At 35.3% G+C, this 12779-nt stretch carries 10 protein-coding genes; 9 read left to right on the top strand and 1 reads right to left on the bottom strand.

The annotated features are described in order from the left end of the window. Positions 1–15: 15 nt before the first annotated feature. A complete protein-coding gene (locus NST63_RS16350; RefSeq protein ID WP_341042963.1) occupies positions 16–1722 on the bottom strand; it encodes an Rqc2 family fibronectin-binding protein in 1707 nt (568 codons plus the stop codon). 238 nt (positions 1723–1960) lie between these two features. On the opposite strand from NST63_RS16350, the gene NST63_RS16345 reads away from it, so the two are divergent. From NST63_RS16345 to fmt, 9 genes are all read left to right on the top strand, one after another. Continuing rightward, a complete protein-coding gene (locus tag NST63_RS16345; protein ID WP_212941964.1) occupies positions 1961–4639 on the top strand; it encodes a calcium-translocating P-type ATPase, SERCA-type in 2679 nt (892 codons plus the stop codon). Between the two features lie 107 nt (positions 4640–4746). After that, entirely contained in the window at positions 4747–5622 is an 876-nt protein-coding gene (locus tag NST63_RS16340; RefSeq protein WP_341042960.1) for a YicC/YloC family endoribonuclease, read from the top strand. Positions 5623–5679: 57 nt separating this feature from the next. Next, complete coding sequence (gene remA, locus NST63_RS16335; RefSeq protein ID WP_058002593.1) at positions 5680–5943, top strand: extracellular matrix/biofilm regulator RemA; 264 nt, start codon at positions 5680–5682, stop codon at positions 5941–5943. A gap of 11 nt (positions 5944–5954) precedes the next feature. Further along, positions 5955–6569, top strand: coding sequence for a guanylate kinase (gmk, locus tag NST63_RS16330; RefSeq protein WP_058002594.1), 615 nt, complete (start codon positions 5955–5957; stop codon positions 6567–6569). Between the two features lies 1 nt (position 6570). Next, positions 6571–6783 (top strand): DNA-directed RNA polymerase subunit omega, encoded by a 213-nt coding sequence (gene rpoZ / locus NST63_RS16325; protein WP_071976648.1) that lies wholly within the window; start codon positions 6571–6573, stop codon positions 6781–6783. Positions 6784–7612: 829 nt separating this feature from the next. Further along, a complete protein-coding gene (gene coaBC / locus NST63_RS16320; RefSeq protein ID WP_212941960.1) occupies positions 7613–8827 on the top strand; it encodes a bifunctional phosphopantothenoylcysteine decarboxylase/phosphopantothenate--cysteine ligase CoaBC in 1215 nt (404 codons plus the stop codon). Next, the gene (gene priA, locus NST63_RS16315; protein WP_212941956.1) at positions 8818–11223 is read left to right on the top strand and encodes a primosomal protein N'; all 2406 of its coding nucleotides are present in this window, start codon (positions 8818–8820) and stop codon (positions 11221–11223) included. Before coaBC ends, priA begins: the two co-directional genes overlap by 10 nt. A 135-nt stretch (positions 11224–11358) precedes the next feature. Beyond that, entirely contained in the window at positions 11359–11838 is a 480-nt protein-coding gene (gene def / locus NST63_RS16310) for a peptide deformylase (RefSeq protein WP_373312610.1), read from the top strand. After that, entirely contained in the window at positions 11835–12779 is a 945-nt protein-coding gene (gene fmt, locus NST63_RS16305) for a methionyl-tRNA formyltransferase (RefSeq protein ID WP_212941952.1), read from the top strand. Before def ends, fmt begins: the two co-directional genes overlap by 4 nt.

Here is a 12779-nt window from a genome sequence, read left to right as displayed (position 1 = left end):
CCGTCAAACGGCTTATTATTTCTTCATGCTTAAAACTTTATCAGCGGTCGGTGTAACATAAACGGTTTGTTGTTGCTCATAAATAACAAATCCAGGTTTAGCACCATTCGGTTTTTTAACATTTCTAACTTTTGTATAATCGACTGGTACTGAACTAGAATCTTTTGCTTTACTGAAGTATGCGGCTAAATTAGCTGCCTCCAATAATGTCTCTTCACTTGGGTTTTTACTTCTAATAACGACATGAGAACCTGGAATATCTTTTGTATGTAGCCAAATTTCATCTCTGGCTGCTAGCTTATTTGTTAAGTAATCATTCTGTTTATTATTTTTACCGACTAATATTTCGGTTCCATCCGATGAAGAATATGCTTCAACCGTTAATTTTTGAGCTTTATTTTTTGTTCCTCGTTTCTGTCTCAATTTTATATATCCTTCTTCAGCTAATTCAGTTCGAATCTCTTCAATATCCTTTGGTGATGCAGATTCCATCTGCTGCATTAAGCGTTCGAAGTATTGAATTTCAACAGCAGCTTTATTTATTTGTTCCTGTACAATTCCAATCGCATTCTTCGCTTTTTGATATTTCGAAAAATAGGCTTGTGCATTGGCTGATGGTGATTTTCTCGGATCTAGAGAGATATTCACAGTTTTGGCATTTTCATCATAATAATTGACAACCTCAATCTGCTCCATTCCTTTTTTTATTAAATGAAGATTAGCTGTCAACAATTCTCCATATAGTTGATATTGATCAGCATTCTTTGCATCGATCAAAGTGGTTTTTAATTTTTCTATCTTACTTTCGTTCTTTTCTTTTTCATTCTTAATAAATCGTTCTAGATCATGTCCCTGCTGTTTTACACGATCTCTTTCTGCTTTTCCGAAGTAATATCGATCAAGCATCTCACTAATTGTTTCAAATGATTTGACTTCCCCTTCTAGATAAGTAATTGGGAGAAGATAGAAAGCTTCTTTTGTTGTAGAACTAGTGATAGATGGTAAATAGTTATGCTGTTTCAATTCGTTCATTATACTTAGAAATGCTTGAGGTATCGTCACTCGATTGGCTAAGCCGGCATTGTGAACGATCTCTTTAGCTAATAATGGTGACATTCCAGAAAAGTGCTCCACTATTTGCTTGTCAATTTTTCCACTATTAAAATCAAGTGTCCGTAAAATATCATCTTCTGAGGCTGATAGTGGATTCAGTTTATCCTGTTTTGGTGGAGCAATATATGTTTGCCCTGGAAGAATTGAACGATAACTATTAACAGCAGGTGGAACATGCTTAATACTATCTAATATCATATTTCTATCTTTATCGACTAGGATGATATTACTATGTCTCCCCATAATTTCAATATATAGTTGTTTATATGATATATCCCCGATCTCATTTCGACCTTTTATTTCAAAAATAACTACACGATCAAGTTCAGTTTGATAAATATCCTCAATTAAATATCCTTCCAAGTGTTTTCTGAGAAGCATGCAAAACATCGATGGTTCTTGGGGATTTTCATGCTGTTCTTTCGTCAATTGAATTCTGGCATAGCTGGGATGCGCTGAAAGAATCAGTTTATGATTCTTTCCGTTCGCGCGAATAATCATAATCATTTCATTTTTATAGGGTTGGTGAATTTTATTAATTCTTCCACCTTTTAATATATCTGTAAGCTCTTTTGTCATTGCTCTTGTAAATAATCCGTCAAAAGACATTTGTTCACAATCCCTTACTACTATATTTCTAATTCTGCGGTTGTAACATTATCCCCGTTTTATTGTAGAAAATTTTCCTATTGAAAATGAAAGAGTAGTCTGTCTTTTCACTTGGTTATCGGGGCAGACATTACATTTTAGCTTTTTCTTAATCATTATATCATTTTTTTGGACAGGGCTGAATATCTTGATACTAGGTGGACAACTATGGGTTTGGTAAGGGGAGAGTGTATTGTGAATGATGTTCCATGAAATGAAAGAAAAAGACGTAGAAAAAATATTGAATACGAGTATTGAAAATGGTCTAACAGCTAGTGATGTTGAGAAAAAAAGAAAGCAGTTTGGATGGAATGAGCTCCAGGAAGGTGAGAAACAATCTGCATTCCTGCTTTTTATTAGCCAGTTTAAAGATTTTATGATTCTAGTTCTATTAGCGGCAACTCTTATTTCTGGTTTATTAGGTGAATATATTGACGCTATAGCTATTATTGCAATTGTATTGATTAACGGGTTTTTAGGTTTTTTTCAGGAAAGAAGAGCTGAGAAATCTTTACATGCATTAAAGGAATTGTCGGCACCACAGGTTACCGTGCTAAGGGATGGACAGTGGCGGAAAATCCCTTCAAAGGAAGTCGTTGTCGGAGATATTATTAGATTTTCTAGTGGGGACCGAATAGGTGCAGATGTTCGTTTGGTACAAACAGTAAATCTTGAAATTGAGGAATCAGCTTTAACTGGTGAATCAGTACCTGCTGTTAAATCGATTGCACCTCTTTCGAATAGTCATGCAAGCTTAGGTGATCTTGAAAATATGGCCTTTATGGGAACAATGGTTACGAGAGGGAATGGTCTTGGTATTGTAACAGGAATTGGTATGAACACGGCAATGGGTAAAATTGCGGACATGATTCAAAATGCAGAGAACTTAGTTACTCCACTTCAAAGAAGATTAGAGCAATTGGGTAAAATCCTTATTACTGTAGCTTTAGGATTAACATTATTAGTTGTGGTTGCTGGCGTCGTTCACGGACATGATTTGTACACTATGTTTTTAGCGGGAGTTTCTCTAGCTGTTGCTGCCATTCCAGAAGGCCTACCAGCTATTGTCACGATTGCATTATCATTGGGTGTTCAACGAATGATACGTAAAAATGCAATCGTTAGAAAATTGCCTGCCGTTGAAACTTTGGGGTGTGCATCCGTCATTTGTTCTGATAAAACAGGTACAATGACCCAAAATAAAATGACAGTTACTCATTTGTGGAGTGGGGGTAACACATGGAATTTAACAGGTACGGGCTATAATCCTAAAGGAAGCTTTTATATAGAGGATCAAGAAATTACACCGCAAAATGAAAAAAGCTTATATCAGCTTTTAACATTCGGTCTACTTTGTAATCATGCAGAATTAAAAAAGAAAGATGATGAATTCATTATTGATGGTGATCCAACTGAGGGAGCTTTGCTTGTATCCGCGTTGAAGGCAGGATTAACGAGAGACTCTTTATTAAAACAATTTAAAATAGAAAAAGAATTTCCTTTCGATTCAACAAGGAAAATGATGAGTGTAATTGTAAAAGATAAGAATGGACGGCGATTTGTTATAACCAAAGGTGCCCCAGATGTTCTCCTTGGTTTGAGTGAATCTGTATTGTGGGGAGGAAAACAACAATATTTAAATGAAGAATTGAAAAATGCTATCGAATCCTCAGTGGAACATTTAGCTTCAATGGCATTAAGGACCATAGCAATAGCGTTTAAACCCATTCAAGAACAAGCAGTAATACTAAATGAAAGAGATGCCGAAAAGGGATTAACCTTTGTTGGTATTCAGGGGATGATTGATCCACCACGCCCTGAAGTAAAGCAAGCTATTAAGGAGTGTCGTGAGGCAGGAATCAAGACAATAATGATTACCGGTGACCATGCAATCACTGCTAAATCAATTGCAGGACAATTAGGGATCTTTAGAGGAAAGGAAAAAGTGATGGAAGGGGCTGAATTAAATAATCTTTCATTAGATGCGTTGGAGGAAGTAGTGGAAGATGTTGCAGTTTTTGCCCGGGTTTCACCTGAGCACAAATTAAAAATTGTGAAAGCATTGCAAAATCGTGGGCATATTGTTGCAATGACTGGTGATGGAGTTAATGATGCACCAGCAATTAAATCTGCCGATATTGGAATATCTATGGGAATTACAGGCACGGATGTGGCAAAAGAGGCATCATCTCTTATCCTGTTAGATGATAATTTCGCAACAATCAAAGCGGCAATTAATGAAGGAAGAAATATTTATGAGAATATCCGTAAATTTGTCCGCTATTTGCTCGCTTCAAATGTTGGAGAAATTTTAGTTATGTTATTTGCGATGCTTTTATCACTGCCATTACCATTAGTCCCTATTCAAATTTTATGGGTAAACTTAGTGACTGATGGTTTACCGGCCATGGCTTTAGGATTGGATAAACCAGAAGATGATGTGATGAGGCGTAAGCCAAGACATCCTAAAGAAGGAATATTTGCAAGAAAGCTTGGTTGGAAAGTCATTTCAAGAGGTTTCCTTATAGGTATTGTTACATTGCTTGCCTTTTTAACGATTTACCATAAAAATCCTGAAAATTTAGCATATGCGCAAACAGTAGCATTTGCAACTCTTGTATTGACACAGCTGATCCATGTATTTGATTGCCGTAGTGAAAAATCAATTTTTTCGAGGAACCCATTTGGTAATATGTATTTAGTTTGGGCAGTAATTTCTTCTTTACTATTGATGTTACTTGCGATATATGTACCAGCATTGCAGCCGATCTTCCACACGATACCAATTGAACCGAAGGACTGGATGCTAATCATTGGTTTAAGCTCAGTTCCAACTTTTTTACTTGCTGGATCACTTTTTGTAAGAAAAAAGGCTTAATATATGATATAATTCCAAAGGTAATAGAGTGTCACTCTATTACCTTTCTTTTGCATTACATATACTTTGTAAATACATTTCCAAATAGGACAAGGGATGTGATTGTATTGGTTTATAGTATGACGGGGTATGGGAGTAGTAAAAAGGAATCCTCTCTATTTGGAGTAACAGTTGAGATAAAATCTGTGAATCATCGATATTGTGAAATAAATATGCGTATGCCAAGACAATTAATGAAAATTGATGATAAAATAAGAAAGAAAATCGGGGAATATGTGAATAGAGGAAGAATTGAAGTCTTTGTAACAATTGATGGTGAAGGATTGACACATAGAAGTTTACATATTGACTGGAAATTGCTTGATGATTATTATCAGTTTATAAACCAATTAAAGAAGAGATATGATATTGCTGAGGAAATTCATTTAGAGGATCTATTATCGAATGATAATTTACTTGAAATTGTAGAAAAAGAAGATGAAAATGAAGAGGTTAATCATCTTGTTATCGAGGCAGTATCTGAAGCGGTTCATCAATTAATGAGCATGAGAGAAATAGAAGGAAATGAACTCCAAAAGGATCTAACGAACCAGTTAAATCGTTTTGAGGAACTTCTTGAAAAGGTAAAAGGATTTGCACCATATGTTATCGAACAATATCAAGTAAGATTGGAAAAAAGAATAAAGGAATTTACGGTAGGCATAATTGACGAATCTAGAGTATTAACTGAAGTAGGGATATTTGCAGACAAAGCAGATATTAATGAAGAAATAACTAGATTGGAAAGTCATATTTCTCAATTTAAAAATATATTATCGTTAAAGGAACCGATTGGAAGAAAACTTGATTTCATGATGCAAGAAATGAACAGAGAAGTTAACACGATTGGTTCAAAAGCAAATCACTCTCAAATTGCTGCGTTAGTAGTAGATTTAAAAACTACATTGGAGAAAATGAGGGAGCAAGTACAAAATATTGAATAAAGAGTTTAATCTTTCATTATCGGGTCAAAATAGACTATTAGTTGGTAGGGGATTATGATGTCTATAAAACTTATTAATATTGGTTTTGGAAATATTGTTTCTGCCAATCGAATTATTTCGATTGTTAGTCCTGAATCAGCCCCAATTAAACGGTTGGTGCAGGAAGCGAGAGATCGTGGAAATTTAATTGATGCTACTTACGGGAGACGTACACGTGCAGTTATTATAATGGATAATGATCATGTTATTTTATCTGCTGTCCAACCTGAGACAGTGGCTCATCGTCTTAGTAGTAAAGACGATAATGGTGAAGAAGGGTAGGAATTTTTTTCATGAAAGAAAAAGGATTATTAATTGTACTTTCTGGACCTTCAGGTGTTGGAAAAGGAACAGTCAGAAAGGCTATATTTTCCCATGAAGATACAAACTTTGAATATTCAATTTCTATGACAACAAGAAAGCCTCGTGAAGGTGAAGTGGATGGCGTTGATTATTTCTTTAAATCTAGAGATGAATTTGAAGCGTTAATTAAACAGGATAAGTTACTTGAATACGCTGAGTATGTAGGGAATTACTATGGTACTCCGATTGATTATGTTAAAGAAACTTTAAATTCTGGAAAGGATGTTTTTCTAGAAATTGAGGTTCAGGGAGCAAAACAGGTGAGAGAAAAATTTCCTGAAGGCCTGTTTATCTTTCTTGCCCCACCAAGTCTTATGGAATTACAATCTCGAATTGTTACACGTGGTACAGAATCTGATGAACTAATTAATAATCGTATGAAAGAAGCAAGAAAAGAAATTGAAATGATGAATTTATATGATTATGTTGTAGAAAATGATCAAGTGGAAGCTGCTTGTGATCGCATTAAGGCAATTGTACTGGCCGAACATTGCAAGACAAGTAGAATTGCACCAAGATATAAAAAAATGCTGGAGGTTGAATGATATGTTATATCCTTCTATTGACAAATTACTTAAAATTATTGATTCAAAATATTCCTTAGTATCTGTAGCAGCTAAGCGTGCACGGAATCTTCAGGAAGATGGAAAAGAAACGCTTGATCATTTTGTTTCGCAAAAATATGTAGGCAAAGCACTTGAAGAAATCTATGCGAAAACATTAGTAATGAAAACAAATACAGACAAAGAACAAGCATAATAAGGTGAAAACAACCTATCAAATAGGTTGTTTTTTCTTTTTTAAGCACTTTTCTCAAGTTTAACAAAAACCTATCTTAAGAACGTTACACCTTTCATTTCATTGAGAAAAGAGCTACAAACGTCATAAAAACCACTGAATCCATTATTAGGTGTTAAAGCCGGCAGTAGGGGTTTTTACAAATGCAACAAATATAAGAAAAAGGTTTTTTTAAGCACTTTTCTCAAACATTGTTGCTATTAAGAGTAAAATTTGAATCCATAAGCTGAGAGTATGAATACTGTGAAGAGGAGATCACCTGAGCACGGTAACAAAAGAGACTGATTAATTACTGTAAAGGAGAAAATTGCGTAGGTACGGTAACCAAAGGGAGTGATTGATTACCGTGAATGACGAAAAAGCACGTGCAGGGTAACTAAAGGGAGTGATTGATTACCGTGAATGACGAAAAAGCACGTGCAGGGTAACTAAAGCGAGCGATTGCTTACCGTGAAGGAACCGATTCATATAGCTAGTCCCCTTTCATTTCACGAGAAAAGAGCTGAAAACTACATAAGACCGCTCTGAATTCTTTATTAGGTGTAAAAGCCTGCAGTATGGTTTTACCCAAAAGCAACAAATATATGAAAACGGCTTTTCTTGTTTAAGCTCTTTTCTTGGACTTGACTGCTATTTATAATAGAGTAAATATCTTAAGTTAGTCATTGATGATAGAGCTAATTAAAAGGACATTTATTTTCGAAAATTAGTTATTGCAAAGACAGGATTCTTTTAACTAGGAACAAAATCATTCATAATATAAGAACAATGCTTAAATGGAGGAATAGTCATGATAGGCAAAAAGATATTATTATGTGTAACTGGTGGAATAGCAGTATATAAGGCAGCAGCATTAACAAGTAAGTTAACACAGGCAGGCGCAAAGGTAAAAGTGATTATGAGTAAGTCAGCATGCCAGTTTGTCACACCTTTAACTTTTCAAGCACTTTCAAGAAATGATGTATATACGGATACTTTTGATGAAAAAAATTCTGAAGTCATTGCACATATAGATTTAGCAGATTGGGCGGATTTAGTTCTTATTGCCCCTGCGACAGCGAATATTATTGGAAAATTAGCGAACGGGATTGCTGATGATATGATTTCAACAACATTATTAGCAACAACAGCACCAATATGGATTGCTCCTGCGATGAATGTACATATGTATGACCATCCAGCAGTAAAAAGAAACATTACTACATTGGCTGACTTTGGATATCAATTTGTGGAGCCTAGTGAGGGCTATCTAGCCTGTGGCTATGTAGGTAAAGGACGTTTAGAAGAACCTGAGAAAGTGGTTCAATTATTAGGTGAGTACTTTAAAGAATCAAAGCAAGAGTTAAAAGGGAAAACCATTCTTATTACTGCAGGCCCAACAAAAGAAATTATCGATCCTGTGCGTTATTTAACAAATCGATCCTCTGGTAAAATGGGTTATGCTCTTGCAGAGGAAGCAGTGAAAATGGGAGCGGAAGTTATTCTTGTTTCAGGTGATGTAGGCTTAAAAATACCTGATCAAGTAGTGCATGTTCCAATTGTGAGTGCACAGGATATGTTTGAAGCAGTAATGAAGCACTATAAACATGCAGATATTGTCATCAAAAGTGCAGCAGTAGCTGATTATCGTCCAAAAGTAGTTTTATCACAAAAAATGAAGAAAAAAGAAGGAAATTTAGTTCTTGAATTAGAGCGTACAAAAGATATATTAAAAGAATTAGGTTTAAAACAGGACAAACCATATTTAGTAGGATTTGCGGCAGAAACTGAAAAAGTTGATGAATATGCTTGGGGTAAACTAGAACGAAAAAATGCCGATATGATAGTAGCCAATGATGTAAGTAAAGAAGGGGCAGGGTTTGCTGGGGATACGAATATTGTCACTATGTACAAAAAGAATCATACAAAAAGAGCCCTACCACTCTTAAGTAAGAATGAAACAGCAAAAGCGATTCTTGATGAAGTGATTCAGGAAATTAAAAAGAGTGATCAAGCATGCGAATAGCAAGTGTAATTGTAGATGTTCCTACAATGAATACAGATAAATTATTTGATTATCTTGTTCCTGAACAATGGGAGGATTTTATCAAGCCTGGTATGAGGGTGTCTGTTCCCTTTGGTCCACGATTAATCCAAGGATTCATAATTGAATTAAAAGAACACACCGAAGTAATGAAATTAAAGTCAATTCATGAACCATTGGATATATATCCAGTATTAAACGAAGAATTATTAAATCTTGGTAAATGGTTATCCGAACAAGTATTATGCTTGAAAATATCTGCATATCAAGCAATGTTACCAGCAGCTATGAAAGCAAAATATGAGAAAGTGTTTAAACGTATTGACGATAGAACTAATCCATTTTTAGATGAAATATTTGGAAATAAAATGGAGCTAAAATGGGATGCTGCTTCCGAAAGAAAACTCCTTCCATTACTACAGCAGGAAATAAAAAATGGAACAGTTGAAATAAAATATTTAGTAAAAAATAAAGCGAATAAAAAAACAATACGTGTAATTAAGTGTCTATTAACGAATGAAGAACTTCTTCAAACAATTGAAGGTCTTTCACAAAATGCTTTAAAACAAAAAAAAGTATTAGAATATTTTCTCCAGAATGGAAATGAGTATATATCTGTTAAGCAGGTACAAGAAGTTACAGGTGTAGCATCTACTACTATCCGTTCATTAATAAATAAAGGTTACTTTCAAGAAGAAAATAAAGAGGAATATCGTGATCCTTATGAACATCGAATCTTTGAGAAAACTAAACCCTTTCAATTGACAGAGGAGCAGTCAATGGCAATGGAGCCAATTATTCGTTCCATTGAAGGTAACTATCAAGAAACGTTCCTATTAAATGGGGTTACTGGTAGTGGGAAGACGGAAGTCTATTTACAGTCTATTCAAAGTGTGCTAGACAAAGGAAAAGAGGCGATCGTACTTGTACCTGAAATTTCTTTAACCCCACAAATGGTTGAACGATTTAAAGGACGGTTTGGGAATGATGTCGCTGTCCTTCATAGTGGGTTGTCCATCGGAGAAAAGTATGATGAATGGAGAAAAATTGAACGTAAGGAAGCAAGGGTCGTAGTTGGAGCAAGATCAGCTATATTTGCTCCTTTTGAAAACCTAGGGATTATTATTATTGATGAGGAGCATGAAAATAGTTATAAGCAAGAAGAAAATCCCCGTTATCATGCTAGGGATATCGCCATTTACCGTGGAAAGCTTCATCAATGCCCGGTAATACTAGGGAGTGCAACACCTTCACTAGAGTCATTTGCAAGATCCCAAAAGGGTGTTTATACACTACTTTCCATGAAAAAAAGAATGAATAACCAAGCATTGCCTTCTGTTTCTATTGTGGATATGCGGGAAGAGCTTCGCGAAGGTAATCGCTCTATGTTTTCAAGAGAACTGTTTGAAAAGCTTCAGGATCGTCTATCTAAAAAGGAACAGACTGTCCTTTTTTTAAATCGACGAGGTCATTCTTCATTTGTTATGTGTCGTGATTGTGGTTATGTTCTACAATGCCCTCATTGTGAAATTAGCCTTACCTATCATCGTTTTACTAGTCAGATGAAATGTCATTACTGTGGATACGAAGCCAGTGTTCCATCTGTTTGTCCAGAGTGTGATAGTGAGCATATTCGATACTTTGGTACTGGAACACAAAAAGTAGAAGAGGAAATAGCAAAACTCTTACCAGAGGCTAAAGTGATCCGGATGGATGTAGATACGACAACTCGAAAAGGGGCACATGAAAGATTGTTACAACAATTCCAGGAGGGAAAAGCAGATATTTTATTAGGAACACAAATGATTGCAAAGGGGCTTGATTTTCCTAATATTACTCTTGTAGGAGTATTAAGTGCTGATACGATGCTGCATTTACCAGACTTTCGTGCTTCAGAAAAAACCTTTCAATTATTAACTCAGGTGAGTGGAAGAGCAGGTAGACATCACTTAGCCGGCGAAGTTGTGATTCAAACGTATACACCTGAACATTATAGTGTCGAGCTTGCAGGAATGCAGGATTATGATCATTTTTATAAAAAAGAAATGATGATGAGAAAATTGGGCTCCTATCCGCCATTTTATTATCTTGCATTGATAACTGTTAGTCATGAGGATTTAATGAAGGTCGTATCGATAACAGAAAAAATATCGAACTATCTTCATTCAAAATTATCTAAAGAAGCAATTATACTAGGACCTGCCACATCACCCATTCCAAAGATCAATAATAGATATCGATATCAATGTTTGATAAAATACAAACGGGAACCAAATTTAACACAACAGCTCCGTAATCTATTAGAACATTACCAACAACAAATCACATCAGAAGGATTAACCATCAACATAGATGTCAATCCTTATATGATGATGTAGGAAAATTTGTAGTTTAATTTTCCAAAGAAAATTTGTAGTTTAATTTTCCAAAGAAAATTTGCCGTATAATTTTCCAAAATAATAGTGTTTGCACAGAGCTGGAATGAATAGAGGAAAAGAGGTAACATCTTGGCGATACTAACGATTGTAAAACATCCGGCAGAGGTTCTTGAAAAAGAATGTGAACCGGTAAAGCAATTTGATAAAAACTTAAAAACATTACTCAATAATATGTATGATACGATGCTAGCAGCAGATGGTGTAGGATTAGCAGCACCACAAGTTGGAATTGATCAACAGATAGCTGTAGTTGATATCGGTGATGAAGCAGGTAGAATCAATTTAATTAATCCTGTGATTCTTGAAACAAAAGGTGAACAAACAGATATAGAGGGATGCTTAAGCTTTCCGGGGTTATATGGAACAGTTTCACGTCCCTATTACGTAAAAGTAAAAGCACAAGATATAAAGGGAAGAACGTTCTTTTTAGAAGCGGAAGATTATCTTGCACGTGCCATTCAGCATGAAATTGATCATTTGCATGGCATTTTGTTTACATCAAAAGTTCTTAAATATATTGATGAAGAAGAATTAGAAGGGTATGAAGGAGAATGACAAAAGTTGTATTTATGGGAACGCCAGATTTTTCTGTTCCAGTATTAGAGAGAATTATACAAGACGGGTATGAGGTGTTAGCTGTCGTTACACAACCAGATCGCCCGGTCGGAAGAAAGAGAATACTTACTCCAACCCCTGTCAAAGTTGAAGCAGAGAAACATCAAATCCCTGTCTATCAACCCGAAAAGCTTCGTGGATCTGAAGAATTAAACACTATTATCAAATTAAAACCAGATTTAGTAATTACTGCAGCATATGGTCAAATTTTGCCAAAAGATTTGTTAGATGCTCCTAAGCTTGGTTGTATTAATGTACATGCGTCATTATTGCCTGAGCTACGTGGTGGTGCTCCAATCCATTATGCAATTATGCAAGGAAAGAAAAAAACAGGGATAACAATTATGTATATGGCTGAAAAACTAGATGCTGGTGATATTATTAGTCAAGTTGAAGTCCCAATTACAGAGGAAGATAATGTGGGTACCTTACATATTAAAATGAGCCAAGCGGGAGCGAATTTATTATCGGATACATTACCAAAGCTTATCAATCATGAGCTTACATCCATTCCACAGAATCACGAACTAGCAACATTTGCCTCAAATATTAAACGTGAACAGGAAAAAATTGACTGGTCTAAAACAGGTGAAGACATTTACAACCATATTAGAGGTTTAAACCCATGGCCTGTTGCTTATACAACCCTTAATGGGAATGTCATGAAAATTTGGGAATCTAAAAAAGTTTCTTTATCAGAACAGCATCCAGCAGGTAGTATTGTAGAAAAAGAGAAGGATGGAATCGTCGTTGCTACAGGTAATTTAACAGGTATAAAGATAACTGAGTTACAGCCATCAGGAAAGAAAAAGATGTCTGGAGAACAGTTTTTGAATGGAACTGGTTCTACTTTACCTATTGGAACAATATTAGGAGAATAG

This window comes from Heyndrickxia sp. FSL W8-0496 (assembly GCF_038007825.1).
Taxonomy (GTDB): Bacteria; Bacillota; Bacilli; order Bacillales; family Bacillaceae_C; genus Heyndrickxia; species Heyndrickxia oleronia.
This window is presented reverse-complemented; position numbering and strand designations above follow the sequence as displayed.

Excerpts from the sequence above, each read along its gene's own strand:
- fmt (WP_212941952.1), top strand. The coding sequence starts at position 11,835 with ATGACAAAAGTTGTATTTATGGGAACGCCAGATTTTTCTGTTCCAGTA.
- priA (WP_212941956.1), top strand. The coding sequence starts at position 8,818 with ATGCGAATAGCAAGTGTAATTGTAGATGTTCCTACAATGAATACAGAT.
- gmk (WP_058002594.1), top strand. The coding sequence starts at position 5,955 with ATGAAAGAAAAAGGATTATTAATTGTACTTTCTGGACCTTCAGGTGTT.
- NST63_RS16345 (WP_212941964.1), top strand. The coding sequence starts at position 1,961 with ATGATGTTCCATGAAATGAAAGAAAAAGACGTAGAAAAAATATTGAAT.
- remA (WP_058002593.1), top strand. The coding sequence starts at position 5,680 with ATGTCTATAAAACTTATTAATATTGGTTTTGGAAATATTGTTTCTGCC.
- coaBC (WP_212941960.1), top strand. The coding sequence starts at position 7,613 with ATGATAGGCAAAAAGATATTATTATGTGTAACTGGTGGAATAGCAGTA.
- rpoZ (WP_071976648.1), top strand. The coding sequence starts at position 6,571 with ATGTTATATCCTTCTATTGACAAATTACTTAAAATTATTGATTCAAAA.
- NST63_RS16350 (WP_341042963.1), bottom strand. The coding sequence starts at position 1,722 with ATGTCTTTTGACGGATTATTTACAAGAGCAATGACAAAAGAGCTTACA.